The sequence below is a fragment of the Devosia ureilytica genome, from assembly GCF_024273195.1.
Lineage (GTDB): Bacteria > Pseudomonadota > Alphaproteobacteria > Rhizobiales > Devosiaceae > Devosia > Devosia ureilytica.
On record NZ_JAMZCU010000009.1, the window covers coordinates 16,619 to 43,284 of the forward strand.

At 62.7% G+C, this 26,666-nt stretch carries 28 protein-coding genes; 8 read left to right on the plus strand and 20 right to left on the minus strand.

The window, feature by feature from the left end; all coding sequences use genetic code 11:
• Positions 1 to 17: 17 nt before the first annotated feature.
• Together NIM87_RS17705 and NIM87_RS17710 are read right to left on the minus strand one after the other, a co-directional pair.
• Entirely contained in the window at positions 18 to 1,211 is a 1,194-nt protein-coding gene (locus NIM87_RS17705; protein ID WP_254676059.1) for an MFS transporter, read from the minus strand.
• Positions 1,211 to 1,564, minus strand: coding sequence for a DsrE/DsrF/TusD sulfur relay family protein (locus NIM87_RS17710; protein ID WP_254676060.1), 354 nt, complete (start codon positions 1,562 to 1,564; stop codon positions 1,211 to 1,213). The genes NIM87_RS17705 and NIM87_RS17710 overlap by 1 nt, the downstream gene beginning before the upstream one ends.
• Positions 1,565 to 1,637: 73 nt before the next feature.
• Between NIM87_RS17710 and NIM87_RS17715 the strand changes: the two genes are divergently transcribed.
• Complete coding sequence (locus NIM87_RS17715) at positions 1,638 to 2,321, plus strand: ArsR/SmtB family transcription factor (protein ID WP_254676061.1); 684 nt, start codon at positions 1,638 to 1,640, stop codon at positions 2,319 to 2,321.
• A gap of 50 nt (positions 2,322 to 2,371) precedes the next feature.
• Here NIM87_RS17715 and NIM87_RS17720 read toward each other — a convergent pair whose 3' ends face one another.
• On the minus strand, positions 2,372 to 2,737 hold the full coding sequence (locus tag NIM87_RS17720) for a YciI family protein (protein ID WP_254676063.1): 366 nt from the start codon (positions 2,735 to 2,737) through the stop codon (positions 2,372 to 2,374).
• Positions 2,738 to 3,055: 318 nt separating this feature from the next.
• Between NIM87_RS17720 and ilvD the strand changes: the two genes are divergently transcribed.
• Positions 3,056 to 4,909, plus strand: coding sequence for a dihydroxy-acid dehydratase (ilvD, locus tag NIM87_RS17725; protein ID WP_254676064.1), 1,854 nt, complete (start codon positions 3,056 to 3,058; stop codon positions 4,907 to 4,909).
• A gap of 261 nt (positions 4,910 to 5,170) precedes the next feature.
• Here ilvD and NIM87_RS17730 read toward each other — a convergent pair whose 3' ends face one another.
• The 5 genes from NIM87_RS17730 to NIM87_RS17750 all read right to left on the minus strand — a co-directional run bounded on the left by NIM87_RS17730 (position 5,171) and on the right by NIM87_RS17750 (position 8,032).
• Positions 5,171 to 5,524 carry an MmcQ/YjbR family DNA-binding protein gene (locus NIM87_RS17730; RefSeq protein WP_254676065.1) on the minus strand — a complete coding sequence of 118 codons (354 nt, stop codon included), beginning with the start codon at positions 5,522 to 5,524 and terminating at the stop codon, positions 5,171 to 5,173.
• Entirely contained in the window at positions 5,521 to 5,943 is a 423-nt protein-coding gene (locus NIM87_RS17735) for a DUF1178 family protein (RefSeq protein ID WP_254676066.1), read from the minus strand. The genes NIM87_RS17730 and NIM87_RS17735 overlap by 4 nt, the downstream gene beginning before the upstream one ends.
• A 60-nt stretch (positions 5,944 to 6,003) precedes the next feature.
• Positions 6,004 to 6,831 carry a carbon-nitrogen hydrolase family protein gene (locus NIM87_RS17740; protein ID WP_254676067.1) on the minus strand — a complete coding sequence of 276 codons (828 nt, stop codon included), beginning with the start codon at positions 6,829 to 6,831 and terminating at the stop codon, positions 6,004 to 6,006.
• A gap of 90 nt (positions 6,832 to 6,921) precedes the next feature.
• Positions 6,922 to 7,179, minus strand: a complete 258-nt coding sequence (gene grxC, locus NIM87_RS17745) for a glutaredoxin 3 (protein ID WP_254676069.1) — start codon at positions 7,177 to 7,179, stop codon at positions 6,922 to 6,924.
• A gap of 37 nt (positions 7,180 to 7,216) precedes the next feature.
• Positions 7,217 to 8,032, minus strand: a complete 816-nt coding sequence (locus NIM87_RS17750; RefSeq protein WP_254676070.1) for a ComF family protein — start codon at positions 8,030 to 8,032, stop codon at positions 7,217 to 7,219.
• Positions 8,033 to 8,077: 45 nt separating this feature from the next.
• Here NIM87_RS17750 and NIM87_RS17755 point away from each other — a divergent pair, with 45 nt between their 5' ends.
• Genes NIM87_RS17755 through NIM87_RS17765 form a run of 3 tightly spaced genes read left to right on the plus strand, consistent with a single transcriptional unit; the run spans position 8,078 to position 10,103 of the window.
• Positions 8,078 to 8,920 (plus strand): methyltransferase domain-containing protein, encoded by an 843-nt coding sequence (locus tag NIM87_RS17755; RefSeq protein WP_254676071.1) that lies wholly within the window; start codon positions 8,078 to 8,080, stop codon positions 8,918 to 8,920.
• Entirely contained in the window at positions 8,917 to 9,567 is a 651-nt protein-coding gene (locus tag NIM87_RS17760) for a glutathione S-transferase family protein (protein WP_254676072.1), read from the plus strand. Before NIM87_RS17755 ends, NIM87_RS17760 begins: the two co-directional genes overlap by 4 nt.
• A complete protein-coding gene (locus NIM87_RS17765) occupies positions 9,567 to 10,103 on the plus strand; it encodes an ATP-binding protein (protein WP_254676073.1) in 537 nt (178 codons plus the stop codon). Before NIM87_RS17760 ends, NIM87_RS17765 begins: the two co-directional genes overlap by 1 nt.
• A gap of 301 nt (positions 10,104 to 10,404) precedes the next feature.
• Here NIM87_RS17765 and NIM87_RS17770 read toward each other — a convergent pair whose 3' ends face one another.
• From NIM87_RS17770 to NIM87_RS17790, 5 genes are all read right to left on the minus strand, one after another.
• Positions 10,405 to 10,971 carry a CarD family transcriptional regulator gene (locus NIM87_RS17770; protein WP_254676074.1) on the minus strand — a complete coding sequence of 189 codons (567 nt, stop codon included), beginning with the start codon at positions 10,969 to 10,971 and terminating at the stop codon, positions 10,405 to 10,407.
• 369 nt (positions 10,972 to 11,340) lie between these two features.
• Entirely contained in the window at positions 11,341 to 11,679 is a 339-nt protein-coding gene (fdxA, locus tag NIM87_RS17775) for a ferredoxin FdxA (RefSeq protein ID WP_254676075.1), read from the minus strand.
• Positions 11,680 to 12,161: 482 nt separating this feature from the next.
• On the minus strand, positions 12,162 to 12,572 hold the full coding sequence (locus NIM87_RS17780) for an RNA-binding S4 domain-containing protein (RefSeq protein WP_254676076.1): 411 nt from the start codon (positions 12,570 to 12,572) through the stop codon (positions 12,162 to 12,164).
• On the minus strand, positions 12,573 to 15,563 hold the full coding sequence (locus NIM87_RS17785; protein ID WP_254676077.1) for a helicase-related protein: 2,991 nt from the start codon (positions 15,561 to 15,563) through the stop codon (positions 12,573 to 12,575). It abuts the gene before it with no gap.
• Between the two features lie 888 nt (positions 15,564 to 16,451).
• Positions 16,452 to 17,234 carry a DUF3108 domain-containing protein gene (locus NIM87_RS17790; protein WP_254676078.1) on the minus strand — a complete coding sequence of 261 codons (783 nt, stop codon included), beginning with the start codon at positions 17,232 to 17,234 and terminating at the stop codon, positions 16,452 to 16,454.
• A gap of 241 nt (positions 17,235 to 17,475) precedes the next feature.
• Between NIM87_RS17790 and rpmB the strand changes: the two genes are divergently transcribed.
• Positions 17,476 to 17,760, plus strand: coding sequence for a 50S ribosomal protein L28 (gene rpmB, locus NIM87_RS17795; protein ID WP_254676079.1), 285 nt, complete (start codon positions 17,476 to 17,478; stop codon positions 17,758 to 17,760).
• 106 nt (positions 17,761 to 17,866) lie between these two features.
• The gene (locus NIM87_RS17800; RefSeq protein ID WP_254676080.1) at positions 17,867 to 18,502 is read left to right on the plus strand and encodes a queuosine precursor transporter; all 636 of its coding nucleotides are present in this window, start codon (positions 17,867 to 17,869) and stop codon (positions 18,500 to 18,502) included.
• A 49-nt stretch (positions 18,503 to 18,551) separates the two neighbouring features.
• On the opposite strand, the gene NIM87_RS17805 is transcribed toward NIM87_RS17800, so the two are convergent.
• From NIM87_RS17805 to NIM87_RS17820, 4 genes are all read right to left on the minus strand, one after another.
• Positions 18,552 to 19,541 (minus strand): esterase-like activity of phytase family protein, encoded by a 990-nt coding sequence (locus NIM87_RS17805; protein WP_254676083.1) that lies wholly within the window; start codon positions 19,539 to 19,541, stop codon positions 18,552 to 18,554.
• Positions 19,538 to 21,427, minus strand: coding sequence for a cobaltochelatase subunit CobT (gene cobT, locus NIM87_RS17810; protein WP_254676085.1), 1,890 nt, complete (start codon positions 21,425 to 21,427; stop codon positions 19,538 to 19,540). Before cobT ends, NIM87_RS17805 begins: the two co-directional genes overlap by 4 nt.
• Positions 21,428 to 21,576: 149 nt before the next feature.
• Positions 21,577 to 22,560, minus strand: coding sequence for a cobaltochelatase subunit CobS (gene cobS / locus NIM87_RS17815; protein ID WP_254676086.1), 984 nt, complete (start codon positions 22,558 to 22,560; stop codon positions 21,577 to 21,579).
• Between the two features lie 115 nt (positions 22,561 to 22,675).
• Positions 22,676 to 23,299, minus strand: a complete 624-nt coding sequence (locus NIM87_RS17820; RefSeq protein WP_254676087.1) for a J domain-containing protein — start codon at positions 23,297 to 23,299, stop codon at positions 22,676 to 22,678.
• A gap of 43 nt (positions 23,300 to 23,342) precedes the next feature.
• On the opposite strand from NIM87_RS17820, the gene NIM87_RS17825 reads away from it, so the two are divergent.
• The gene (locus NIM87_RS17825) at positions 23,343 to 23,612 is read left to right on the plus strand and encodes a BolA family protein (protein WP_254676088.1); all 270 of its coding nucleotides are present in this window, start codon (positions 23,343 to 23,345) and stop codon (positions 23,610 to 23,612) included.
• Here the strand turns inward: NIM87_RS17825 and NIM87_RS17830 are convergent, their stop codons facing one another.
• Genes NIM87_RS17830 through NIM87_RS17840 form a run of 3 tightly spaced genes read right to left on the minus strand, consistent with a single transcriptional unit; the run spans position 23,613 to position 26,613 of the window.
• Positions 23,613 to 24,905, minus strand: coding sequence for an HlyC/CorC family transporter (locus NIM87_RS17830; protein ID WP_254676090.1), 1,293 nt, complete (start codon positions 24,903 to 24,905; stop codon positions 23,613 to 23,615).
• A gap of 2 nt (positions 24,906 to 24,907) precedes the next feature.
• Positions 24,908 to 26,023, minus strand: a complete 1,116-nt coding sequence (aroB, locus tag NIM87_RS17835) for a 3-dehydroquinate synthase (RefSeq protein ID WP_408640094.1) — start codon at positions 26,021 to 26,023, stop codon at positions 24,908 to 24,910.
• Positions 26,024 to 26,025: 2 nt separating this feature from the next.
• A complete protein-coding gene (locus tag NIM87_RS17840) occupies positions 26,026 to 26,613 on the minus strand; it encodes a shikimate kinase (RefSeq protein ID WP_254676092.1) in 588 nt (195 codons plus the stop codon).
• Positions 26,614 to 26,666 lie beyond the last annotated feature (53 nt).

Genomic DNA, 26,666 nt, shown 5'->3' on the forward strand with positions numbered 1-26,666 from the left:
TCGTGAGCGTTGCCACGTCATGCCAGCGCCGCCTGTGCTTGCTTGCGACTATACCCGAGCCAAATCAACGAGGCGGCGGCGAGAGCGAGCCAGGGCAGAAGCAGCACATTGAGCATCTGCCAGCCAAAAGTCTGCAGCAGAGCGGCAGCGCTGAACGAGGCGGCAAGGCCGACCGCAAAAATCGTCATGTCGTTGGTCGCCTGCGCCTTGCCGCGTTCGATCTGGCTGTAGGTTGTGGTGACCAACGTCGTGCCGCCGATATAAAGAAAATTCCAGCCCACGCCGAGCAGGATCAGCGCACTCGCAAAGGAGCCGAACCCGGTGCCAGTGAGCGTAAGCACTACATGGCCCGCAAGCGTCGCCACACCGGCCATCATGATCCGAAGGACGCCAAAGCGCGAGATCAGCGACCCGGTGATGAACGAGGGCAGGAACATGCCGAGCACATGAAGCTGGATGACGGTTGCTGCCGTGGCGAGGTCGTGCTGGTGATCCATCATGGCCAGTGGCGTCGCGGTCATGGCCAGTATCATCACCCCATAGCCGGTTGCAGCGCCGAATAGTGCCACCAGATAGGCTGGCTGCGAGACGATGGTCCGCCAAGGACGACCAACCTCGGCTTTTTCTGAATGTGTTTTCGACATGGGTATGCGCAGGGCAGAGAGAACGCCTGCCCCCATAAGCGACACCAGCGCCAGCAGAAGGAACGAGCCTGCATATTCGGCCGGGAACAGGTTCGCGCCTAGCCGGCCGACCATCGGTCCGGCCAGCGCAGCAAAGACGCCCCCCGCCAGCACCAGAGAGATTGCGCGCGCTCGGAACGCATCATCCGCCACCTCTCCGGCTGCGAAGCGGTAGAATTGGGCGAACGCCTGATAGGCCCCAATAAGAAAGGTGCCGAACGACAAAAGCACCAATGAGCCGGCCCAAATTCCTGCCGCACCGGCAATCCCACCCATAACGCCAAGCAGCGCGCCCAGTACGAAACCCGCGCGCCGGCCCACGCGCGCCATCCACATCGATGCGGGGAAAGTGGCAGCGGCGGTGCCCAGAAACATTGCCGCGATGGGCATGGTAGCCAGTTCAGGTCGGCCTGCGATGTGCCCGCCAGCCAGCCCACCCACCGTCATCACCATAACTGAAGCGGTCTGGAACAGCGCCTGGGCACTGGCGAGCAGGAACACCTGCCGATGCATGGACGAGCGCGCCATCAGAACACCAGCACCTTGTCAGCAGCAATGGTCATGGCCGCCAGTTCGTCCATCGTGCTCCGGCGGGCGCCCGGCATCACCTCGGCTTGGCTCAACCCGCGCGCGTCCATGCAGCTACCGCACAACAGCACCTGGCCTTTGCCCGAGAGCACGCGCTTGAGCATCCGCTCCACATTGTAGTAGCCGTCGGGCGTCTTCTGACCAGACTTTGCAGCGGCAACCGCATCCGCCATCAGAAAGACCGTGACCGAATTGGCTGTGTCGGCCTGCACCAATGCCTGAGCCAACCGCAGCCCGTTGTAGCAGCGTTCGGTGCCATAAGGCGGGGCGTTGAGAATAACGAGGGTGTTCATGCGCGTTGCCTCTGCCGATGGAGCGTGCTATTTTATATTCAATAATTACATTGAATGTACGAGTGTGATTGGCATGTCAATCCGCAATCCCAAGCAGGCGCTCTACGATCAGTTTGCCACCGTGGCAAAGGCACTGGGCAATCCACAAAGACTGGAATTGATTGAGCACCTGGCGCAGGGGCCGCGCAGCGTCGATGCTCTGGCGAGCAAGCTCAGCCTGCCCATTGCCAATGTCTCGCAACACCTTCAAGCCATGCGCCGCGCTGGTCTTGTCGCATCCGAGCGCGATGGCAAGTTCATCAACTACCGGCTGGCCGACGACAGCGTGCTCACGGCCTTTGCGGCCATTCGTGCCGTGGCGGTGCGCCACTCGGCTGAGGTGGAGCGTGTCGTCAACGGCTGGTTCAACCGCAAAGACGATATGGAACCGGTTTCCAGGGAAGAGCTGGCATCGCGCATGAAGGCGGATCTCGTGACCGTTATCGATGTCCGCCCGGGTGACGAATTTGCCCTGGGCCATCTGCCCGGCGCCATCAACCTGCCGATGTCTGAAATCGACCGCTGGCTACCCGAACTTCAGAGTGATCGCGAGATCGTTGCCTACTGTCGTGGCCCCTGGTGCGTCCTGTCCTTTGAAGCCGTCGCCGAATTGCGCAAGCGGGGCTTCAAGGCGCGCCGTCTCGAAGATGGCATGCCTGAATGGAAAGCCGCCGGGATGACTGTCGAACATGTCCAGGCGGGACGCATCGACACCTAGAAGAAGCCCTCCCCACGAGGGGAGGGCGCTGGCTCGTGCCCGAATAGGCCCTAGTAGTTCGCCCCACCGGCGATTTCGCGCAGCTCCAGCACGAGGCCGGGAATGCCATTGTCGATATGCATCTGCATGAACTCGCCGGCCAGCGCCGTGGCCGAGGCGATATCGGGAGCCTCGAAGACGGCATAGCCGCCGACCACTTCCTTGGCCTCGGAAAAGGGGCCATCGGTGACGATGATAGTGCCGGTCGCACCCTTGAGGCGACGACCCTCTTCGGCGGGCTTGAGGCCGCCAGTGGAAATCAACGTGCCGTCTGCCAGGCACTTTTCCATCCACGGGCCCATGGCGTCCATGAGACCCTGGGACACATCCTCGGGCTTGAGATCGGCAGGGGGAATAATGCTCATAAAGTAACGCATGGTGGCCTCCTTGGGGCTGAAACTGCGATATTGCACGAACACCACGCACGGGCGCCCAGAAATTCGACAAGAGGCGTACCGGTGGGTACACTTGATCCCGCAAGGACTTGTCGACGGAGGTCCGTCGCCATTCGAGCATGGCTCTCATGGCCGCCTCTCCTAACATCTCCCCACCGGGGAGACTTTGCGGCTGCGCCGCCGGTCTATGGAGTACCGTACGGTACGGTACGGAAATTCCTTGCCGCCGCCATGGAATGGGTCTAAGAAATCGTCCAACACAAAACCGGCCCCACCGGCACGCCACCGAGGATATTTGCCATGCCCGCCTATCGTTCCCGCACCACCACCCATGGCCGCAACATGGCCGGCGCGCGTGGCCTATGGCGCGCCACCGGCATGAAGGACGGCGATTTCGGCAAACCCATTATTGCCGTGGTGAACAGCTTCACCCAGTTCGTCCCGGGCCATGTACACCTGAAAGATCTCGGCCAGCTCGTCGCCCGCGAAATCGAAGCTGCCGGCGGCGTCGCCAAGGAATTCAACACCATTGCCGTGGATGACGGCATCGCCATGGGTCACGACGGCATGCTCTATTCCCTGCCCAGCCGCGACATCATCGCGGACTCGGTGGAATACATGGTCAACGCCCACTGCGCCGACGCCATGGTCTGCATTTCCAATTGCGACAAGATCACCCCCGGCATGCTGAACGCTGCCATGCGGCTCAATATCCCGGTGGTGTTCGTATCGGGCGGACCGATGGAAGCGGGCAAGGCCATACTCAAGGGCAAGCTGCAGGCGCTTGACCTGGTCGATGCCATGGTGATGGCCGCCGACGAGGCCTATTCCGACGCGGAAGTGCAGGCCGTCGAGGAAGCTGCCTGCCCCACCTGCGGCTCCTGCTCTGGCATGTTCACGGCCAATTCGATGAATTGCCTCACCGAGGCGCTGGGCCTGAGCCTGCCGGGCAATGGCTCGACCCTGGCCACCCATTCGGACCGCAAGCGCCTGTTTCAGGAAGCCGGGCACCTGATCGTTGACCTGGCGCGCCGCTATTACGAGCAGGACGATGAAACCGTGCTGCCGCGCACCATCGCGACCAAGCAGGCATTTGAAAACGCCATGACGCTCGACATCGCCATGGGCGGCTCGACCAATACAGTGTTGCACATCCTGGCGGCCGCCTATGAAGGTGGGGTGGATTTCACCATGGACGACATCGACGCCCTGTCGCGCCGCGTCCCGGTGCTGTCCAAGGTCGCGCCGGCCAAGAGCGACGTCCATATGGAAGACGTGCACCGCGCCGGCGGCATCTTCGCCATTCTCGGCCAGCTCGACCGCGCAGGCCTGATCAACCGCAAGGAACCGACGGTTCATGCGGCCACCATGGGCGACGCCATCGACAAATGGGATATTTCGCGCACCAATTCGGAAAGCGTGCGCCAGTTCTACATGGCCGCCCCCGGCGGCGTGCGCACCACCGAGGCCTTCTCCCAGTCCAACCGCTGGGCTGAGCTCGACACCGACCGCACCAATGGCGCCATCCGCTCGCCCGACAATCCCTTCTCCAAGGACGGGGGCCTGGCCGTGCTCAAGGGCAATATCGCGGTGGATGGCTGCATCGTCAAAACGGCGGGCGTGGATGAATCCATCCTCAAGTTCACCGGCCCGGCCCGCGTGTTCGAGAGCCAGGACATGACGGTCAAGGCCATCCTTTCCAACCAGATCAAGGAAGGCGATGTCATCGTCATCCGCTATGAAGGCCCCAAGGGCGGCCCCGGCATGCAGGAAATGCTCTATCCCACGAGCTACCTCAAGTCCAAGGGTCTGGGCAAAGCCTGTGCCTTGCTGACCGACGGGCGTTTTTCGGGCGGCACTTCGGGCCTTTCCATCGGCCACGCCTCGCCCGAGGCGGCCGAAGGCGGCGCGATTGGTCTCGTGCGTGAAGGCGACACCATCGAGATCGATATCCCCAATCGCACCGTCAATGTGCTGGTGAGCGATGCCGAACTGGCCACCCGCCGCGCCGAACAGGATGCCAAGGGCTGGAAGCCGGCCGAACCGCGCAAGCGCAAGGTGACCACGGCATTGAAGGCCTATGCAGCGCTGGTGACCTCGGCGGCAAAGGGCGCGGTGCGCGACACGGCGGCCATCGACAAACTCTGGCACTGAGGCCAAGCGATCGGTTTCGAAATCCTGCCTAACACACCGCGCCGCCCTCGGGCCCGACCCGGGGGCCACTCCGGGCATCACACATATTGCCAATGGTCCGAGGACGGAACCGTCGCGCGACAGACATTTCGCGACAAGTGCGTGACAAGGTCCTGTGCTGGTGCTACATCGCCCGCAGCCAACCAGCGGTCTGCCAAGATCGTTGGCCTGGTCAGGTCCGATAGCGGGGATTCCACCCTCCCTATCGGACCGACCCAATCCTCACAAAATCCCCAGTTCGACGCGCAGCTTCTTGGTCAGCCCTGCGGCCACCAGGCCATGCGAGCGCGTGATATAGGCCAAGAGATCAGCCTCCCTCAGCTCTGAACCAGCTTCGACGCTGACCCACTTGCGCTTGGCGAAATAGGCCGCCTGCGCGACGCCATCGAGGCTGGTGAGGATATCAAAGCTGTCTTCGCCGCATTTGAACACCAGCCGATGCGGCGCCGCGTCGGACAGAAGGCAAAACACCTTGCCGCCGACCTTGGCGATATGAGCCTCCCATTGGTCGACGAAGGTTACGCCGGGCAGCGCGGCAAGCCCGGCATCAAAGCCGTCGCGCAGGTAAAGGCTCAATTGTCCTCGCCCACATCGGGCAGCGGCAGGAAATCGACCCCATCCTCGATCAGCCCGACAACCTCGTCGCGCGTCGCCTCGCCATAGATGCCGCGCGCCTCGACCTCCTCGAAATGCATCTTGCGCGCTTCCTCGGCAAAGCGGTCACCGACATGCTCGGCTTCGCTCACCACCTTCTGGCGATATTGGCGCAACATGGCGCGGATCTTTGCAGCCTCGGGATGGGCAGCACTGAGCGGTACGCGCTCGGAATCGGTGCGGGCGACACTGGGCGCCATCGGCGCCTTTTCGACCTGAGGATCGCCGCATTGGGCGCAATGCACGATGCCACGCGCCTGCTGCTCGTCATAAGCGGCGGCGCTTTTGAACCAGGCTTCGTAACGATGCCCTTGCGAACACTGGAGCGAATATTGAATCACGTGACTTGTCGTTTGTTGATGGCGCCGGGCGCCGCTTATCCCAGCATATAGGCGCTGGGCTCAGCTGTGCAAACCCGGCGGAGCAAACTCGCGCGCATTGGCCAGGGCCGGAACCCGGCCGCGAGCCTCGGTGACCGCCGCCGGATCAATGTCGGCTAGCAATACTCCGGGCCGGTCGTGGTCAAGTTCGGCAATCACCTTGCCCCAGGGGTCGATGATCACCGAATGCCCATAGGTGGCCCGACCATTGGGGTGGTGACCACCCTGCGCCGCGGCAATGACATAAGACCCGGTTTCAATGGCGCGGGCGCGCAGCAGCACATGCCAATGTGCCTGCCCGGTCGGCACGGTAAAGGCCGCCGGCACGGCGATGAGATTGGCGCCGCCATTGGCAAGGGCATTGTAAAGGCGCGGGAAGCGCATGTCGTAGCAGATGGAAAAGCCGAGGGTGAAATCCTCGACAGGCGCCGTCACCGCCTGCTCGCCGCCCTTGTAGGTGGCGCTTTCGCGATAGGCATTGAGCCCGGCAATATCGGCGTCGAACAGGTGGATCTTGTCATAGACCGCCTGCTGGGTCCCGTCTGGCCCGAACAGCACCGAGCGATTGGCAAAGCGCCCGTCTTCGAGCGGAATGGGCAGCGAGCCGATATGGACGAACATGGCGTGCTGCCGCGCCAGGTCACCAACCTTGGCGAGATGAGGATGGCCCTCGAACGGCGCCGCCACGGATTTGAGCTGCTCGCGGTTCTCCGGGAAGATGACGGTGACTTCCGGCGTCAACGCATAGCGCGCGCCCCTGGTAGCAGCTTCGGCCAGCAAGGGCTCAAGCGCAGCAAGATTGGCATCCGGGTCGAGGCCGGAGCACATTTGGATGGCGGCTATTTTCATGGCGTTACACGGCTCATTCTAGAACCCCATCCTTGATCCTTCCCCACAAGGGGGAGGGAATGAGGGTGGAGTGGTTGGCAGGCTCAGCAGTCAGCCAGCTTGCAGCAAGGAGTCCAGACCGCCGCGCCGGTCAAGGGCAGCGATATCGTCATAGCCGCCCACATGGGTGTCGCCGATAAAGATCTGCGGCACGGTGCGACGGCCGTGGGCGCGCTGTGTCATGGTTTCGCGCAGATCGGGATCGAGCACCGTAATCTCGGTATAATTCACGCCCTTTTCGCGCAGCAGCGACTTGGCCGCATGGCAATAGGGGCAGGTGGGGGTGGTGTAGATTTCAACCTTGGGCATTGTTCTTTCGGTTCCCGGCAATCAGGGTGTTGCCTTCTTATATGGGCAGATCCTCGCCAATGACAACGCGGGCAAAGGTAATGACATTGACCGTCCCGGCACCGGCGCGCTTGAGCACCCGCGTCACCGCCTTGACCGTGGCGCCGGTGGTATAGACATCATCGACCAGGACGACGGGCCGCCCCTTGAGGCGCTCGAGAATGCGCGGATGAACCGAAAAAGCGCCCTGCACATTGCGTAGCCGTCCATCTCCCGAGAGCCCCACCTGCTGCCGGGTCTTTCTGTGGCGCCGCACCAGATGTGGATCGACCTCGAGCCCGCTCAACTGCGCCAGCGCCCGCGCCAGCATCATGGATTGATTGTAGCGCCGGAAGCGCAACCGGCTGGCGTGGAGCGGGACGGGCACAAGCAGCGGCCCCGCAGTCCAGAAATCGCGGCCTGCCGCCGCCATCAGCCGGGCACAGAACCGCGCCAGTTCCGGCCTGTCCCCATATTTGAGCCGGCTCACCAGGGTCCCGGCAATCTCGCCATAGGACACGGCCGCAATGGCCCGCTCGAACGGTGGCGGGTCGGCCAGGGCTTCAGCCGAGCGGGCCTCGCGCCCCATGTCAGTCTCAAAGGGTATGCCAAGGACCGGACAAAGCGGCGCACTGATCTGCCGCAACCTGCCAAAACAGGCAGGGCACAATCCATCATTGCCGATCAGCGGCGCATTGCAGGCGGCGCATCCGGGGGGATAGAGCTGATCGAGCGCCAGCCGCCCCAGCCCGGAAAGGCCCTGCCCCAACCGCGCCGCAAGCCCGATGTCTTTGACTTCGCCTGCCCCCGTCTCCATAAGAGCCATATTGCCCATGATCGTGCCCGGACGAAAGCCCCAGCCCCGGCGAGAGCCCCTGCGATGACCACCCCACCCCGCCTGTTCGATGCTGACCAGATTGCCCGCAACCTCGCCCGCCGTCCGTCCGCCGACAACTTCGTCCGCGACCTCGTGCTGGACGATCTGGCCGACCGCCTCAGCGCCTATAAACGCGACTTCACCCGCGCCGTGCTGATCGGCCCGGACGCCGCAACGCTCCCCCAAACTCTTGCAACCGCCAATGGCCCGGTCACGCTCCAGCGGGTGGAAGCCTTCACGGGTGCCGAGTTTCCCGAACTGCCCGAGGGCGAGCAGGATCTGATCGTCTCGTTATTGCACCTCCAGGCGGTCAACGACGTGCCAGGGCACCTCGCGCGCCTGCGCCGCCGGCTCAAGCCTGATGGCCTGCTGCTGGCGGCGTTTGTCGGTGGCGAAAGCCTTGCCGAACTGCGCGAGGCTTTCCTTTCTGCTGACCTGGCCGTGTCCGGCGGCGCCTCGGCCCGCATTGCACCCATGGCGCAGGTGCGCGATGCCGGGGCCCTGTTGCAACGCGCCGGCTTTGCCCTGCCGGTGGCCGATGTCGAAACCCACCGCGTGCGCTATGCCACCCCCTTCGCGCTGATGGCCGAACTAAAAGCGCTGGGCGCCAGCAATCCGCTCAGCGACAGGCCGCGCCGCTTTGCCACCCGCTCATTGCTGGCCGCAGCAGCGCAGGCCTATGCCGAACGCGACGCCGATGCCGACGGCCGCGTCCGGGCCACGCTCGAAGTAATCTGGCTGGCCGGCTGGGTGCCCCATGAAAGCCAGCAAAAACCCTTGCGACCCGGCAGCGCCATGGTCAGCATGAAGGATGTGCTTGGCCCATCGGGCGGAGTGGGTGCATGACCCTGACCGTCTGGGGCCGCAAGACCTCCTCCAATGTGCAGGCGCTGATGTGGTGCATTGGTGAGCTGGGGCTGGACTGTCAGCGACACGATATCGGCCATGTCCATGGCGGCAATGACACAACGCAATTCCTGGCCATGAACCCCAATGGCACGGTGCCAGTCCTTCAAGATGGCGATTGCGAGCCTTTGTGGGAAACCGGCGCCATTCTGCGCTACTTGGCGGCTCGCTATGGGACCGTCAGTTTGTGGCCCGCCGATCCGCTGCAGCGTGCCCAGATCGACAAATGGGCCGAATGGGCCAAGCTTAACGTGGCTATGAACTTTACCGGCCCGATTTTCTGGCGCGTGGTGCGCACCGCGCCCTCCAAACAGGAGCCAACGGTCATTGCCGATGCCCTGGCCAAGCTGGTGCCATTCCTTGCCATCGCTGAAACGCGATTGTCGACTAACACTCATCTGGCCAGTGATGATTTTACCCTGGCCGACATCCAGTTCGGCCATGTGCTCTACCGCTTTTTTGACATCCCTATTGCTCGCCCGGCCCTGCCTCACATCGAGCGCTACTATTCTGAGCTGACCCAGCACCCGGCCTTTGTCGAGCATGTGATGATCTCTTATGAATCGCTGCGCGTGGGAGACAGTTGATGGACCTGCCCGCTGGCGAAATCCTGATCCTCTCCGGCCATCCCGGATCGGGCAAGACCACCTCGGCCGAGACGCTGGCGCATTTGCCAGGTGTGCCCAAGGTGCATCTGCATTCCGATGATTTCTGGGGCTATATCAAGACCGGCAAGATCGACCCCTGGCTACCGGACTCGCACGCGCAGAACCAGATGGTCATGGAAATTGCGGCCAGTGTTGCCGGCACCTATGCGCGCAACGGCTATTTCGTGGCGCTTGATGGGGTCATTCGCCCCTGGGCGCTGCCGGCCTTTGCGGCGCTCGGCCTGCCCCTGCACTATGTCGTGCTGCGCACCAGCGTCGAGGAAGCCGTCGCCCGCTGTTCGGCCCGGGGCGGCGACAGCCTGGCAGACCCGGACGTGGTGGCAGGCCTGCACGCCGAATTTGCCGACTTGGGCGCGTACGAAGGCCATGCGCTCGATGTCAGCGGGCGAACACGCGAGGCCGCGATTGCTGCGATCAGCGCAGCACTTCACGGCGGCCGCTATCGGCTGAACTAGAGCGTTTCACGTTGAACGCGCGGCCCTTTTTCCTCCCTCCCCCTTGTGGGGAGGGTAGCGACGCTAGGCCGACAGGCCATAGCAGAGCTGGGGTGGGGGTGACGCGACCTCCAAAGGCTCCGAGCAAGAGGACATGCCGACACCCCCACCCTCGGTCCCACAAGGGGGAGGGAGGCGATGGAACCACGTTAGCCTGAGTGTGAAATGATCTAGAGCGTTTCCAGCAAGTGAACTGCCCTAGCCAACAAAAAAGGCCGGTGTTGCCACCGGCCTCTTTCAAATGTGTTTCGAGACGAAGGACTTACGCAGCTTCCTCGTCGCTTTCGGCATCAGCCGCATCGGCCTTGGAGCGCTTCGGGCTCTTGGCGAGCTGCTTTTCGATCAACTGCACGGCCTCGGTGAGGGTGAGCTTACGCACGGCACCGATCTCGCGGCTCATGCGATCCATGGCCTGCTCGAACAGCTGACGTTCCGAATAGGACTGCTCGGGCTGGTCTTCGGAGCGGTACAGGTCGCGCACCACTTCGGAGATGGCGATCAGATCGCCCGAATTGATCTTGGCTTCATATTCCTGCGCGCGGCGCGACCACATGGTGCGCTTGACGCGGGCACGACCGGTGACGGTCTCGAGCGCCTTGTTGACTTCGTCCTCTTCGGCCAGCTTGCGCATGCCGACGGACTTGACCTTGGCCACAGGGACGCGAAGGGTCAGCTTGTCCTGCTCGAAGCTGATCACGAACAGCTCCAACACCAGGCCAGCGACTTCCTGCTCATCAATGGCGACGATCATGCCGACGCCATGTGCGGGATAAACGACAGGTTCACCTGTCCTGAACCCGAGCCGCTGCTGCTGCTTCTTGGCTACCATATGCTTCGAACTCCTTGTTGACGCCCCAAATGGCTGATTCCTTGCGGCAAGGACCTGCCATTCCTACTCGTTTGGCACCCGACCCGGGCGCTTAAGCACAGTAAAACCCCATGTCGGTCCGGTCCGCTTATCCGGAACGCCATGTTTCAGCTTTGTCAGAGGGTCAAAAAAATCGTGCCTTAGCGGCACGGCTGGGTGATGGGCTCAACTGCATATGGTGACACCATAGCACAATTTTTCAGCAGAATCAAAATATACGAATCACAGCGCCGTCAGTGGATCGATCCAGCCGACGGGGTGATGTGACCAAACCATGACAAACCCTTGTCATGTCTCGCAAAAATGACAGCCCGTGACCTGGGCCGGAGCTCAGTCGCCCTCGCCCGGCGCTTCCGAGAAATACTTGGCAAGCTTGCCATCCTCGCCGTCACGTTCTTTTGCTTCGGGCAGCGGTTCGCGCCGCTCGGTCAGGTTCGGCCAGGCGGCGGCGAACTTGGTGTTGAGGGCCAGCCACTCGTCCAGCCCGCTTTCGGTATCGGGCTTGATCGCTTCCGCGGGACATTCGGGTTCGCACACGCCGCAGTCGATGCACTCGTCAGGGTGGATCACCAGCATGTTCTCGCCCTCGTAAAAGCAGTCCACCGGACACACTTCCACACAGTCGGTATATTTGCAGGCAATGCAATTGTCGGTGACGATATAAGTCATCTAGGAGGCGATCCCATCTCGTTGCGGTCCGACCCCTTGGGGGCAGGTCAGCCCGCCTGTCTCAACGGGTCCGGTGCTAAACCGTTTTCCGCTCCATCGCAAGGCCGTCAGAGGGGACGCTTTGGCGCAGGTTTGAACTGGCTTCGAAAAATCTGCCCAACCAGAAATCTATACGGAAATATCAGCGCCTGTGGCTTCACCCCACCCTCATTCCCTCCCCATCGAGAGGAGGGAGGCGAAGGATTGCAGCGCCGATGTTCATCGTCTCCCTCACCCTTGTGGGCTTCGACCCGTCCCGAAGGGCAAACCTCTCCGGTGGAGAGGTTTGAGGAGAGAAGGATCAAGGGTCGCGGTGCGGGCTGAAAGGCAAATCTCAGTCGTCGTTCCCGCCCAACAGGCGATCGGTGTCGCGGCGCTCCTTCTTGGTGGGACGCCCAGCGCCGGCGCCNTCAAGGGTCGCGGTGCGGGCTGAAAGGCAAATCTCAGTCGTCGTTCCCGCCCAACAGGCGATCGGTGTCGCGGCGCTCCTTCTTGGTGGGACGCCCAGCGCCGGCGCCACGTTCGGCAATTGCGGCCTCATAGGGCGACATTTCGGCGCGCGGCACCGGCGGCGGCGAAATATCCTCGTAAAGCGCCTGCGCTTCGCTTGCCGGACCGCGGCGCGTGCCACAATCGAGCAGCCGCCACACAACGATGCGATTGTTGAGCGCCATGGTCAGCACGTCGCCCGCGCCAACCTTGATGTCAGTGCGGTCGGTGCGCTCGGAATTGACCCGTATCGCGCCGCTTTCGATGATTTTCTGCGCCAGGGTGCGCGATTTGACGGCGCGCGAGAAAAACAGGAACCGGTCGAGCCGCTCCTTGCGGAGCGGGGTATCGACCGGCCCTGCCAATTATTCCGACTTGCCGCGCAGGGCGGCGAGGGCGGCAAACGGGCTATCAGGATCAAAGACCACCTTGCGCTCCTCGCGCGGCGGGCGCCGATCATTGCGCTCAGGGCGATCGACCTTGTCGGGACGCGGACGATTGTCATTGCGCCCCTTGCCAGCGGGCCGCGCACCCTGCGGACGAGGCTGCTGCACTTCCCCTTCGGGACGACGCTTGCCATGGCCATTGTGGCGCGGGCGATCACTGCGGCGGGCGCCCGGTTCACCATCGGCTTCGGCTTCGCGGCGGGTTTTGCCCTCGGGGCGGCGATTGTCATTGTGGCGACGGCCGCCGGGGAACCAGACCTCGTCGAATTCCGGCTCGGCTGGCGCGGCGTCCGCGGGTGCGGCATCCGGCGCGACGCCCTCAAGCACATCCACATTAGCGGCGGGCACTTCGGCAGGCGCTTCAGGTGCGGCTTCATCGACCGGCTCGAGGCTGGCCGGCGCAGCTTCAAGGCTGGCCTCGAGCGCCGGAGTTTCCGCCGACGCTTCGGCGGGCACGGCCGGAGCCGCAACCTTGGGCGTGCGGCGCACCCGATATCCCAGCGATGTCAGGATCGAGGTGAAATCCTCGCCCGAGCAACCAAGGAGGCTGGTCATTTCCACGGTGACGCGGAAACCATTGCCCTCGGCGGCGCCGACCGGCAGTTCACCCTGATAGGGGCGGCCGGCATCGAGCGCGATCAGCGGGCGGATGATATCGGCAAGGCGTTCGAGAATATCGACACGCACGGCACGCTTGCCCGCGACCTTGAAGCCGGCGATCTCGTAAAGCCTCGTGTCCACTTCCGGGTCCACCAGAAACGAGGTGCGGCCGGAAAGCACGATATGGGGAATATCGGTGACGCCGGGCTGGCGCACGCCGCCATTTTTCAGCGCGAACAGGATCAGCGCCAGTTCGCGCGGAGCGGGCTTGAGCGAGAGCGGCAGATAGATGTGATAGGCGCCGAACTTGATGCCGAGCTTGCGCAATTTGCCGCGCACATCCTGGTCGAGCCCCTTGACCTCGTCGGCCACCGCAGCGCGGGGCAACAGGCCAATATGCTCGAAAATCTGGTAGGCGAGGCCACGCGCCGTGCCTTCCAGATCGGCCGGGGCTTCGAGCGCCATGACCTGCTCGAGCACGGTATTGATGTGATGGCGCAGCCAGAGCGAGAGGCGATCCTGCACCTTTTCGAGGTCAGGTCCGGTCAGCGCCTCATCGGCCAGCATGATGATACGGGGGCGGTAAAGGCTGTCGCCCTCGGCCAGTTCGGCCACCACTTCGCCGCGCCAGCGCAGGCGCCCGTCGGTGGTCAACACGAACTCTTCATTTGGCGCGCCGCCCAATCGTTCGGCACGATTGTGCATCTCCGGGGCGACCACCGATTCGGCGGCACCGCGCAATCCCTTGGCGTCCATGTCGCCATCATTGCGCGCCAGGGTGAAGCGGAAGCCTTCGAGCGTGCCGATGAGGTGGCCTTCCAGCCGCACTTCGCCTTGGCTGTTAATTTCGGGAGATACCATACGTTTGTCTTTCAGATGGCGGAGCAACACGCTGGTGCGCCTGTCCACGAAGCGCTGAGTGAGACGCTCGTGCAAAGCGTCGCTCAGGCGGTCCTCAATGTCTCGCGTCTTTTCGCGCCAATAAGCGGGGTCTTCAAGCCAGTTTTTTCGGTTGGCGACAAAGGTCCAGGTCCGGATCTGCTTGATCCGATTGCTAAGTGTATCAATGTCACCTTCCGCATTGTCGCAAAACCGCACCTGCTCGGCAATCCAATCTGCCTTGACCGATCCAATTCGTCTCAAATCCGAATAGATCCGCGTGACAATCTCGCCATGCGCCGCCGGTGAGATCCCCTGATAGTCGGGAATCTGGCAACATTCCCAAAGCAGTTTGACCGCATCGTGGCCGCGCGCCAGCGCGCCAGCCTCATTGCGCATGAGAAATTCGAGGGCGTGCTGATCGGTGGCAATCGGTACGCGGGTCAGCGTGCGGTCCTGCGGCACCAGTTCGAGCGAATTGCGCAAGGCCTCGATCGAGGCGAAATTGAGATCGGAATTGCGCCACTGCACCTGCTTGATCGGCTGGAAATCGTGGGTTTCGAGCGCCACCACCATTTCCTCGTCGAACCCTTCGGTGCCCCCGGTGACCCCAAAAGTACCATTGTGCTTGTGGCGGCCGGCACGACCGGCGATCTGCCCAAGCTCGGATGGCGTCAGCGGGCGGCTCTGGTGCCCGTCGAACTTGCTGTCATCGGCAAAGGCGACGTGGTGGATATCGAGATTGAGCCCCATGCCGATCGCGTCGGTGGCCACGAGAAAATCCACGTCGCCATTCTGGTAGAGCTCGACCTGGGCATTGCGGGTGCGTGGCGAAAGCGCCCCCATCACCACCGCCGCGCCGCCGCGTTCGCGACGGATCAATTCGGCAATCGCATAGACCTGCCGCGCCGAGAAGGCGACGATGGCCGACCGCGCCGGCTGGCGGGAAATCTTCTTGGACCCGGCATAGGTCAGTTGTGAAAAGCGCGGCCGGTCGATGATTTCGGCATGCGGAATGAGCTTGCGCACCACCCCGGCCATGGTCGCTGACCCCAAGAGCAGCGTTTCGTGCTGGCCGCGCGCCTTGAGAATGCGGTCCGTGAACACATGGCCCCGGTCGAAGTCGATGGCGGTCTGGATCTCGTCCACCGCCACGCAATCGACATGGATATCCATGGGCATGGCTTCCACCGTTGCCACCCAATAGCGCGGCTTGGCGGGCACGATGCGCTCTTCGCCGGTGACCAGCGCCACCGCCTGCTCGCCCACGCGCTCCACCACGCGCTGATAGACCTCGCGTGCCAGCAAACGCAGCGGCAGGCCAATCATCCCGGTGGGATGGGCCAGCATGCGCTCAATGGCGAAATAGGTCTTGCCGGTATTGGTAGGCCCGAGAATGGCCTTGACCGAATGGGAAGGAGAAAAGCTCATCGCCCCCTATTTAGGGCGTCGCCGTCGCGCTTGCGAGGGGCCTTTCCAACTTGTCCCAGCAAAGGACGGTTTTGTCATGGTTCGGTCACAGGGCTTAATCGCTGGAACGGAGGCAGAACGAAACAGAACCGAATCGATGAGACTCACTGAATCCGGGTTTGTTCACGGCTACATCTGGTGGTGCCCCCAAGCGATTCTGCACAAGCAAGAGCCGATTGGCCGGCCCGGGCGGCTTTTGCGGCGCAAATCCGTTCAGAATGCTGAACAGCAGGTTAATTTCACGCCAAACGGGGCAAAGCTGAAGGCAAGGTAAACGCTTGCTACATCAATATTTTTACGGTCTTCACACTGACACGTGCCCATGTCCTGGGGTTTTCGGCGCGGTTTTGAGAATAAACCGAATTGACGTGCCGGTTTGGGACAGGGGCTCGCGACCCTGTGTGCCCCAAAGCGGCGGCCTCGACCTCACGCGATCTCGTTGACGGCGCGCGCCCAGCGCCGCGGGCACGACGCCCGCCATCATTTCCCGCTCCGGGACAGTTTACCGCCACCTTGACCGGGGCCATTAACCCTTGGCCCAAAACCGGAACGAAAGCGGACAGAATCGGGGCAGAATCACCAATGCCGCTTTGTTCCACACCACATCTAGTGGGGCAGCGGACGTCAGCACGCTAGACCGTTCAAAGGATTGGCGAGAAAGGCAAATTCGCCTTCACACCGGTAAACATCCCGCTAATTTCCGCGCTTTTGCGCCAGGTGCTGCAACTCTCTTACCGGCGAAAAAGCGAAAGCCGCCCGGCCGTTAACCGGCGGACGCCGCGCTTACTGGGCCTTGCCCATGCAAAATTGATGAAAAAGCCGTTGACCGTCACAAAGCGGGACAGCGACCTACTGCGTGGCGCCGGTCAGCACCATGGAGAGATCGCCCATCGAGGTGCCGATGTTGACCCGATAGGGGATAAAGTAGCCGCTCTCGCCCAGCGGCGCGTACCAGATGATCATCCGGCTGGTCTCGGCCAGATAATTGGTCATCTCCGAGCTTTCGAAATGCCCAGATACCGGCTTGTAACTCAGCGAGCAGGCGACCAGCGGCCCCTGATAGCCGGTGCGTGGCGATGTTGCCTCGTCGAAGTCTAGAAAGGCGGTACGGATGTCAAAGCGCTCGACACCGGTAAAGACCCTGTGCGTGCGCTCGCAAAGGCTCTGTTCCAGGCCATTGCCCTTGAGCACGAAGGCCGAGAGAAAATCGCCCACTCCACTCAGGTGCGAGCGCTCCAACGGCACGCGGTCGTAATTATCCAGCACCGGCGGCTCGACCTGGAAGGCGCTGACCTCACGACCGGCAAAATTGACGCTGACATTGAACTGCTCGCCATTGGCGCGGGTTTCGAGCGTGAAGCGCTGCGATTGCAGGCTCGATCCTGCTGACGCGCCCGAAGCCATGGCGCTGGCTGTGCCACTGGCCACCACCGAGCCGAGCCCCGTCACCTTGGCCGAGAGATCGAGACTATAGCTGGCCCCATTGTCATCAAGATCGATATCGACCAGCGCCACATTGATGCCGCCCACCGTGACCACATAGCTGGCGGTCGCATCAACCGGCGCTGCAATCGCCACCTGGGCATTGAAAGGCACGAGGGCGGCGAAGAGGGCTAGGGCTGGACGGATCACGGGCTGACTTCTCGGCTGCTGGTGCCCGGCAGCGTAGCTTTGGGGCAGGACGAATCACAAATCATGCCCAAATTGCCGCCCTCATGGGACACAAGCAAGGCGCTCGCGCCGGTTTGCTTGGCCCTTTGGCTTGACGGGCCGGGCCATATTCTCTAAAGACGCGCCAGATTTCATGACAATCGAGGCCCGTTGCGGGATACCCCGCCACGCAGGACCTTTACACAAACAGGATATCTCCAAAATGGCACGTCGCTGCGAATTGACCGGCAAGGGTGTTATGGTGGGCAACAATGTTTCTCACGCCCTGAACCGTACCCGCCGTCGCTTTCTCCCCAATCTGGTGAACGTCACCCTGATCTCGGACGCCCTCAACCGTTCGGTCAAGCTGCGCATTGCCGCCGCTGCCCTGCGCACCGTCGAGCACCGCGGTGGTCTGGATGCGTTCCTGCTCAAGCAGGACGATGCCGACCTGAGCCCACTGGCTCTGGGCATCAAGAAGGAAGTTCGCGCGGCCCTCGCCGTCTAAGCGATTTCCTGATAGGAATTGAGCCGCGCGTTGCGAAAGCTTCGCGCGGTTTGCTTTTCCCGCTCCGGTCTGATGCCGGCTGGCGGTAACATGAAAGAACAGTCCGATGCTGTCCCGTTTCCTGGTGGCCGTGGCCGCCATGGTGGCCGTTGTCGCCGCCTCCAATGTCCTCGTGCAATTCCCCGTCGACGCCATGCTGGGCGGCGTCAACCTTGGTGACATCCTCACCTGGGGCGCTTTCACCTACCCCGTGGCCTTTCTCGTGACCGATCTGTCCAACCGCGCCTTCGGCCCGCATCGCGCGCGCCTGGTCGTCGTTGCCGGCTTTGTCGTCGCCGTGATCCTTTCGATCTGGCTGGCCACTCCACGCATCGCTATTGCCTCGGGCACGGCCTTCCTTGTGGCGCAACTGCTCGACATTTCCATTTTCCACCGCCTGCGCAACAGCGCCTGGTGGCACGCGCCGATGTTTTCCTCGCTGGTCTCCTCGGCGCTCGACACCATCATCTTCTTTACCCTCGCCATGGCCCCGGCCTTCGCTGGCATCGACCTGTTCTTCGGCATGGAAGACGGTTCGCTCGCCTTCCCCGCGCCACTGCTCGGCGTCGGTGCTGAAGTTGAACTCTGGCAGTCGCTGGCGCTCGGCGATTTCCTCGTCAAGCTGGTGATGGCCTTGCTGATGCTGGCGCCCTACAAGACCGTCCGCGACCTTGTGCTGAGCCGGATGCCCGTGGCGGCTTAAGGCCCACCGGCTGCCCCCTCTCCCTTGCGGGAGAGGGTGGACCTGCGCGCTATTGCGGCAGCGCGAATTCCAGCAGCAGCGTCCGCTGCCAGTCGTTGAAATTATTGTCCGAGCCGATGAGGATACGCGTCTCGCCGGCCGGGGTCTGGTGCACCATCAGGCTTTCCATATTGTCGATCTCCCCGCCCTGCGCCGTGAGCAGCAGTTCGCCGCTCATCAGATTGCCGGGCCGCACCTCGGCCGCCGGCACAAGCCGCAAGTTCATCACAAAGGTAAACAGCGACACGCCGCGTTCGAGCACCAGAAGGTCGCCATTGGGCAGGAACTTGCAGTCGGTCGGATTGACGATGGGGCTGTTGGTATAGCCAATCGGCCCCTTGTCATTGACGCCCAACAGCTCGCCGCGATGATTGCCATCGGCGTCGAGCGCCTCTTCGGTCAGCAGCAACGTCGAGCCGGCAATGGGCGAGGCCGGCGGGGCGATACACACCGATTCCAATGTTTCATTGGTGCGCTCGTCGCTGAGCCATTGCGGAATGGCAATCTCGCGCGCCGCGCCGCCCGGCTTGCCATCACTGATGGAAAAGTCGGCGACCCGCGTCAAATGCTCGAAACCGACGCGCACCGCCACCGCCTCGCCATTGCGCCAGATCGTGTCCATGCCCTCGGCGTCGCGCGCATATTGGCGCGGCAGCACTGCGCCGCCCGAATTTTCCATCGGCTCGATGCTGACGCCAATCACCCCGATCAGCCGGTCGGCCTCGTCATAGGCCAATTGCCCGGCGACGAAATTGCCCCGATCCGTGATGAAAGCGATGCGTTGGTCGGGACCCGTCTGGGTGACGCTGGAGAGCCCACCAAAGGTATCGTCGGGGCTTTGCAGGGTCAGACCACCGCGAAAGATCAGCCCTTCGACGGGCTGGTCGATCTCGGCGCCCCTGAACCGCGTCACTGGCGCCGCGCTGACCGTCGCCTCTACCGCCCCGGCCGGCGAGGCCAGGAGCAGCAGCGCGGCGATCAGGGCACGGCGCGAGATCATCCCCGGGTCCGCCTGCGGGTCTGGGCCGGCATTTCCTCGTCGAACAGCGAGGCCAGCTCGTCGGTCAGCGCTCCGGCCAATTCCTCGGCATCAAGCAAAGTCACGGCGCGGCGATAGTAGCGCGTCACGTCATGGCCAATGCCCACCGCCACCAGCTGGATGGGCGAGCGGGTTTCGATATCCTCGATCACCTGGCGCAAATGGGCTTCGAGGTAATTGCCGGCGTTGACCGACTGGGTCGAGTCGTCAACCGGCGCGCCATCGGAAATCACCATCATGATGCGGCGCTGCTCGGGTCGGGCCATCAAACGCTTGCGCGCCCATTCAAGCGCCTCGCCATCGATGTTTTCCTTGAGCAGACCTTCGCGCATCATCAGCCCGAGATTGCGCCTTGCATGGCGCCAGGGCTCGTCGGCGGCCTTGTAAATGATGTGGCGGATGTCGTTGACGCGGCCCGGATTGGCCGGGCGATTGGCTTCGAGCCAGGCTTCCCGGCTCTTGCCGCCCTTCCAGGCGCGGGTGGTGAAGCCCAGGATCTCGACCTTCACCCCGCAGCGCTCCAGCGTGCGCGCGAGAATATCGCCGCAAATGGCAGCGATGGTAATTGGGCGTCCGCGCATCGACCCGGAATTGTCGATGAGCAGCGTCACCACAGTATCGCGGAAGTCGGTGTCGTTCTCGACCTTGAAGCTGAGCGCCTGCATCGGATCGGTTACCACGCGGGTGAGGCGCGCCGAATCCAGCAGACCCTCTTCGAGGTCGAACTGCCAGCTGCGGTTCTGCTTGGCCATCAGCCGGCGCTGCAGCTTGTTGGCCAGCCGCGCAACGGCCCCGGCAAGGTTTTCGAGCTGCTTGTCGAGCAGGGCCCGCAACTGGTCGAGTTCGTCCGGCGGACACAGCTCGGCGGCCTTGACGATCTCGTCGTATTTCTGGGTGAAGACCTTGTAGTTGAACTGATTGGAGCCGCGCTCGCCGCCATCCTTGGCGGGCGGGGGCATGGGCGCATCTTCGCCCGCCTCGGCCTCGGCATCCTCGTCGGCATCGGCCATATCGGCTTCCATGCCCTCGACGTCGCCGGTCTCTTCGCTTTCGCCGGCCTGCTGGTCGTCCTCGGAATCCTGGCTCTCGTTCTCTCCATCACCCTGCTCGGGCGCTTCGTCGGACCCCTGGGCCTGTTCGGGCTGGTTGTCCTCATTGGCGTCATCGTCAGCGTCGGCAGGGTCCTGCATATCGCTTTCAGCGATGAGGTTGAGATCGTGCAGCACCTTGCGGGCGGCGCGCGAAAAATCCTCCTGGTCCTCATAGGCCGTGAGCAGCCCATCGAGCGACGAACCCGCCTTGGCCTCGATTTCGGCGCGCCAGAGATCAACCAGGGCATGGCCCGAGGGCGGCACCGCGACCCCTGCCAGTTTTTCGCGGAGGATCAGGCCCAAGGCTTCGGCCAGCGGCGCATCGCCCTTGTCATCGACCTCGGCGAAATTGGCCCGGAACAGCCGATCTTCCAGCATTTCATGGATATTGCCGGTCATGCCCGGCATGCGAATGCACCCCAGCGATTCCACCCTCGCCTGTTCGAGCGCATCAAAGGCCGCCCGCGCCTGCGGGTCCATGGGGGAGCGCTTGCGATGCGCCTCGGGGTCGTGGCTGGCCAGCCGCATGGCCATGGCGTCACCCTGCCCGCGGGCAATGGCAATATCGCGCCTGGTGGGCAGGCGGGGCAAATTGGCCAGCCGCGCCTTGTCCGAGGTCAATAGCGGCCGATCAGCGGTGAAGCTCACCTCAAGGTCAGCCTTGCCGCCAATGGCGCGCACCGTCGCCCCCATGGCCGATTTGAAGGCCTGGGTCTGGTCGGGCTTGTTCGCCTTGTTGCGTGGAGGAATTGCCATCTGGATGCTCGTCGGTTGGGGGAAGGCCCCCTCACCCGCCGCTGCGCGGCGACCTCTCCCCCAAGGGAGAGGTGAGAAACGCCGGACCCCCTGCACCTCCCCCTTGGGGGAGAGGTCGGCCCGAAGGGCCGGGTGAGGGGGCCTTCAAATTAGGCCATGATCGCCAGGTTGGCGGAGCTTTCCGGCAGGTCTTCGCCGAACACGCGCTGATAGAACTCGGCCACCACCGGGCGTTCGAGCTCGTCGCATTTGTTAAGGAAGGTCAGGCGGAAGGCAAAGCCAATATCGCCACCGAAGATGACGGCATTCTCAGCCCAGGTGATCACGCCGCGAGGCGACATGACTGTCGAGATATCGCCATTGATGAAGGCCGAACGGGTGAGATCGGCCAGGCGCACCATATTGGCGATCTGCTTCTTGCCTTTTTCGGTCTCGCCATAGCTCTTGTTCTTGGCCAGCACGATGCCGACTTCCTTGTCATGCGGCAGATAATTGAGCGTCGTCACGATGCTCCAGCGGTCCATCTGACCCTGGTTGATCTGCTGGGTGCCATGATAAAGCCCCGAGGTGTCGCCCAGACCAATGGTATTGGTGGTCGAGAACAGCCGGAACGCCGGATGGGGCACGATGACGCGGTTCTGGTCGAGCAACGTCAGCCGGCCCGACTGCTCCAGCACGCGCTGGATCACGAACATCACGTCAGGACGACCGGCGTCATATTCGTCGAACACCAGCGCCACATTGTTCTGCACGGCCCAAGGCAGGATGCCGTCGCGGAATTCGGTGATCTGCTTGCCGTCCTTGAGGACGATGGCGTCCTTGCCAACGAGATCGATACGCGACACGTGGCTATCGAGATTGACACGCACCAGCGGCCAATTGAGCCGCGCCGCGACCTGCTCGATATGGGTCGACTTGCCGGTGCCGTGATAGCCCTGCACCATGACGCGGCGATTGTGCGCAAAGCCGGCCAGGATGGCCAGCGTCGTATTGCGGTCGAACAGATAATCAGGATCGACCGGCGGCACATGGTCGGTGCGGTTCTTGTAGCCCTTGACCACCATATCGGTATCGATGCCGAAAAGGTCCCGAGCCTTGTACTCGGTGTCAGGCAGATTGGCGAATTCAGTCATGGTCGGGCTCTTGAAAATGCGGAAGAAATTCTCGGAAGGCGGTGGCTCTATAGCAGCAATGTGACGGGCCGGGTAGTCTTGGGCTGGCGGTGCGTCGATGCCGGAAGGGCAAGGGTCAGCGCGTCACAAATCCCATTTTTTTAAGATGCGTATAGGCCGCAATCACGGTGCGCAGGCGTTCTTCGGACGAAGCGTCGCCGCCATTGACGTCGGGATGGTGCTTCTTGACCAGCCCCTTATAGGCCGCCTTGATCTCGTCGGACTTGGCATGGCCAAGGATGCCAAGGGTTTCGAGCGCCCGTCGATCCGGCTCGTTGAGCGGCTTGACGCGTTCGGCGGCCGGGCGCTTGGACTGCTGGTAGCGATAGCGCGCGAAAACGCCGAACGGGTCGCCATATTTATCCCCGGGCTGGGCGGCGCTGCGCCCGGCGGCGCGGGCCGTGCCGGGATTGCCGGTGGCAAAAGTCGAGCGCGATTCGGCCTTGGGCGGGGCATGCAGGGCCTCATCCAATTCGTCCGGGCTCATGCCGGCGAAATAGTTGAAGGCCTTGTTGTAATGCCGCACATGCTCAAGGCAGAAATTATGATACTGGCCTTCCGACCGCACGCCCTTGGGCGCCTTGAACTCGCCAGGAGCCTCGCAGCCTTCCCAATCGCATTGGATTTCGACCGGTTCGAGCTTTTCCTCCCGGCGCGGCCGGATGCGGATGTTATCGAAAAGCTTGGATTGCTGTTTCATTGCGCCTAGTTACGTTTTCAATTCAGGAACTGGAGCCGACACCATGTCCATGACGGACACGATCCATGCCAAGCTCAGCGAAAAATTTGCACCCCTCCACCTGGAGGTGATCGATGAATCTGCGTCGCACCACGGTCATGCCGGTTGGCGCGAAGGTGGTGAAACCCATTTTCGTGTCAGAATCGCGACCCGTGATTTTGACGGGATGAGCCGGGTAGCGCAACACCGCGCTGTCATGCTCGCGCTTGACGATGAAATGAAGGCCAGCGTTCACGCCCTCGCCATCGAGGTGCTGCCGTCCGGCTCCATATAATCAACCCGCCCCGCCTTCGCCACCCCGCTTGATCGGTGTGATCCTCACCTTCGACACCCGCTGACGATCCCGTTCCAGAACGCGGAAGGTAAAGCCATGGGCATCGACCTGGTGACCCGGCTCGGGGATCAGCTTGGCTGCGGTGATGACAATGCCGGCCACGGTATTGGCCTTGTCGTCTGGCAGGTCCCAGTCGAGCAGGCGGTTGATGTCGCGAATGGCAATGCTGGCGTCGATGATGAAGCTGCCATCATCCTGCTTGTCGATGCCGAACACGGCCTCATCGTCGGGCTCGTCATGTTCGTCGGAAATATCCCCTACAATCTCCTCGATGATGTCCTCGAGCGTCACCAGACCCTCAAGCACCCCATATTCGTCCAGCACCAGCGCCATATGCGAATGGCGCTTGAGGAAGGCCGAAAGCTGCACCTGCACCGGGGTTGATTGCGGAATGAACCAGGGCTTGCTCATGATTTGGCGAATGTCGACCTTGCTGGCATCGCCATCCACTGCCATCAGCGCCCGCAGCACATCCTTGGCATGGATGATGCCCACAATATCGTCGGTCTCGCCCTGATAGAGCGGGATACGCGTATAAGCGCTTTCGAGCACCGCCTTGACCAGCTCTTCAGCTCCCATGGTCACATCGAGCGCCAGCAATTGGGTGCGGTGCACCATGACGTCGCTGACCACGAGGTCGCGCAGATCGAGCAGGCCACCGAGCATGTCGCGGTCTCCCTTGACCACTTCCCCCTCGGAATGGAGCAGGTCCAACGTGCCGCGGATTTCGTCATGGCCGGAAATCGCGCTGACATTGCTCGCGTCCAGGCCGAACAATTTGAGGATGGTGTTGACGATGGCCTGCACCGCCAGCGTCACCGGGGCAAAGACGATGACGACGATGCGAACCAGGGGCGCCACGCCCAGCGCAAAACCATCGGGGCGCATCAGCGCCAGCGTCTTGGGCAGCACTTCGGAAAAGATCACCACCGCCGCCGTCATGGCGATAGTGGCATAGGCAATGCCCGCCTCCCCGAAGAGCGCAATCAGCACGCTGGCCGCCAGGGTCGAGGCGAGGATGTTGACGACATTATTGCCCAAAAGGATGGCGCCGATCAGCCGCTCCTTCTCGCTGGTCAGCTTTTCCACCAGCACAGCGCGCTTGTCGCCCGCGCGCGCCAATTGGTGCATGCGCGCCCGCGACGATGCGGTCAGGGCCGTTTCCGAACCGGAAAAGAAAAAGCTCATCGCCAGCAGCAACACGATGCCGGCCGAGGTCAACCACAGTGCCATGCTCACGCTCCTCGCATGTCGTCGAGATAGGCGCGAACCGCTCCCGGATCGACATTCTTTTCAATAAAAGCCCGGCCAATGCCCCGGGTGAGGATGAAGGTCAGCGCGCCGCGCGACACTTTCTTGTCCTGGGCAATGGCGGCCATCAGCACATCGGTCGAGCCGAGATCGCCCGGAATATCGCCCAGCCGGACCGGCAGGCCCGCCGCCTCGAGATGCGCCGCCACCCGGCCGCTGTCCTGCCCCGGCGCCAGGCCCAGCCTGTTGGAAAAGCCATGCGCCAACACCATGCCGATGCTGACGCCTTCGCCATGCAGCAGGCGGTCGGAATAACCGGTGTCCTTTTCGAGCGCATGACCGAAGGTGTGCCCCAGATTGAGCAGCGCCCGAACCCCAATCTCTTTTTCGTCTTCGATGACGACGCGGGCCTTGTGGGCACAGCAGCGGGCAATCGCCTCGCCGCGCGCCGGACCACCGGCAAAGATCTCGACGCGATTGGCCTCGAGCCATTCGAAAAACGCCGGGTCGTCGATCAACCCATATTTGACCACCTCGGCATAGCCGGCAGCGAACTGGCGCGGTGCCAGAGTGTCGAGCGCCGAAAGATCGGCAAGCACCAGCCTGGGCTGGTGAAAGGCGCCAACCAGGTTCTTGCCATGGGGCGAATTGATGCCGGTCTTGCCACCGACCGAGGAATCCACCTGCGCCAGGAGCGAGGTGGGGATCTGCACGAAATCCATGCCGCGCCGCGTCACCGAAGCGGCAAAACCGGCCAGGTCGCCAATGACACCACCGCCCAGTGCAATCACCAGGTCACCGCGCTCGAGCCTTGCCGCCAAAAGGCCCTCGACCACCTTTTCGAGCATGGTATAGCTCTTGGTGCTTTCCCCGGCTGGCAGCACGATGGTGTCATGGACCAGGCCCGCCGCATCAAGGCTGGCCGTCAGGCGCGGCAATTGCGCCCTGGCCACGGTTTCGTCGGTGACAATGCCATAGCGTCGCCCTGGGAACTTCTCCTTGAGGATCGCGCCGGCCTCATCCATCAGTTTCGGGCCGATCAGAATGTCGTAGGCGCGCTCACCCAGGGCGACGTGAACTTGATGATCGATCTGAGCCATGGTCATGCCTTCTGGGTCTTGAGGTGCTCGAGCAGCGCGACGATGACATCGCCGGCCACATTGTCCTGCGGCACATCGCGGCTGATGACGGTGATGTCGGCCTGCTCATAGAGCGGATAGCGGTCGGCGATCAGCTTTTCCAGCGTGCCCCGAGGGTCGGCGGTCTTGAGGAGAGGCCGATTGGAACGTCGCGACACGCGCTCGAAAAGCACGTCAAGATCAGCCTTGAGCCAGATCGACACCGCCTCGGATTTGACCAGCGCCCGTGTGTCCGGGTTGACGAAGGCGCCACCGCCAGTGGCCAGCACAATGTCGCTTTCCTTGAGCAGCCGGGCAATCACCCGCATTTCTCCGGCCCGGAATTCGCCTTCGCCGCGCTGCTCGAAAATCTCGGGGATGGTCATCTGCGCTGCGCGCTCGATTTCCTCATCGCTGTCGATGAATTGCCGGCCAAGACGGTTCGCCAGGCGGCGGCCGACCGTGGTCTTGCCCGCGCCCATCATGCCCACCAGCACCAGCGGGCGGCCACCCAACCGGGCAGCAACCGCCCGGGCACGGCCCTGCCGCGACCCGCCATCCGTCTTGTTCACCTGCCGCCCTCCGCTCATCGCCGCTATCAACCGGTCCCGGCCCGGCCTGTCAA

Coding starts and splice junctions, on each gene's coding strand:
- rpmB (WP_254676079.1), top strand. CDS start 17,476: ATGGCACGTCGCTGCGAATTGACCGGCAAGGGTGTTATGGTGGGCAAC.
- NIM87_RS17720 (WP_254676063.1), bottom strand. CDS start 2,737: ATGCGTTACTTTATGAGCATTATTCCCCCTGCCGATCTCAAGCCCGAG.
- aroB (WP_408640094.1), bottom strand. CDS start 26,023: ATGGCTCAGATCGATCATCAAGTTCACGTCGCCCTGGGTGAGCGCGCC.
- NIM87_RS17760 (WP_254676072.1), top strand. CDS start 8,917: ATGACCCTGACCGTCTGGGGCCGCAAGACCTCCTCCAATGTGCAGGCG.
- NIM87_RS17750 (WP_254676070.1), bottom strand. CDS start 8,032: ATGGGCAATATGGCTCTTATGGAGACGGGGGCAGGCGAAGTCAAAGAC.
- NIM87_RS17710 (WP_254676060.1), bottom strand. CDS start 1,564: ATGAACACCCTCGTTATTCTCAACGCCCCGCCTTATGGCACCGAACGC.
- cobT (WP_254676085.1), bottom strand. CDS start 21,427: ATGGCAATTCCTCCACGCAACAAGGCGAACAAGCCCGACCAGACCCAG.
- NIM87_RS17785 (WP_254676077.1), bottom strand. CDS start 15,563: ATGAGCTTTTCTCCTTCCCATTCGGTCAAGGCCATTCTCGGGCCTACC.
- NIM87_RS17830 (WP_254676090.1), bottom strand. CDS start 24,905: ATGGCACTGTGGTTGACCTCGGCCGGCATCGTGTTGCTGCTGGCGATG.
- NIM87_RS17800 (WP_254676080.1), top strand. CDS start 17,867: ATGCTGTCCCGTTTCCTGGTGGCCGTGGCCGCCATGGTGGCCGTTGTC.
- grxC (WP_254676069.1), bottom strand. CDS start 7,179: ATGCCCAAGGTTGAAATCTACACCACCCCCACCTGCCCCTATTGCCAT.
- NIM87_RS17825 (WP_254676088.1), top strand. CDS start 23,343: ATGTCCATGACGGACACGATCCATGCCAAGCTCAGCGAAAAATTTGCA.
- NIM87_RS17820 (WP_254676087.1), bottom strand. CDS start 23,299: ATGAAACAGCAATCCAAGCTTTTCGATAACATCCGCATCCGGCCGCGC.
- NIM87_RS17805 (WP_254676083.1), bottom strand. CDS start 19,541: ATGATCTCGCGCCGTGCCCTGATCGCCGCGCTGCTGCTCCTGGCCTCG.
- fdxA (WP_254676075.1), bottom strand. CDS start 11,679: ATGACTTATATCGTCACCGACAATTGCATTGCCTGCAAATATACCGAC.
- cobS (WP_254676086.1), bottom strand. CDS start 22,560: ATGACTGAATTCGCCAATCTGCCTGACACCGAGTACAAGGCTCGGGAC.
- NIM87_RS17765 (WP_254676073.1), top strand. CDS start 9,567: ATGGACCTGCCCGCTGGCGAAATCCTGATCCTCTCCGGCCATCCCGGA.
- NIM87_RS17755 (WP_254676071.1), top strand. CDS start 8,078: ATGACCACCCCACCCCGCCTGTTCGATGCTGACCAGATTGCCCGCAAC.
- NIM87_RS17715 (WP_254676061.1), top strand. CDS start 1,638: ATGTCAATCCGCAATCCCAAGCAGGCGCTCTACGATCAGTTTGCCACC.
- NIM87_RS17705 (WP_254676059.1), bottom strand. CDS start 1,211: ATGGCGCGCTCGTCCATGCATCGGCAGGTGTTCCTGCTCGCCAGTGCC.
- NIM87_RS17770 (WP_254676074.1), bottom strand. CDS start 10,971: ATGGTAGCCAAGAAGCAGCAGCAGCGGCTCGGGTTCAGGACAGGTGAA.
- ilvD (WP_254676064.1), top strand. CDS start 3,056: ATGCCCGCCTATCGTTCCCGCACCACCACCCATGGCCGCAACATGGCC.
- NIM87_RS17740 (WP_254676067.1), bottom strand. CDS start 6,831: ATGAAAATAGCCGCCATCCAAATGTGCTCCGGCCTCGACCCGGATGCC.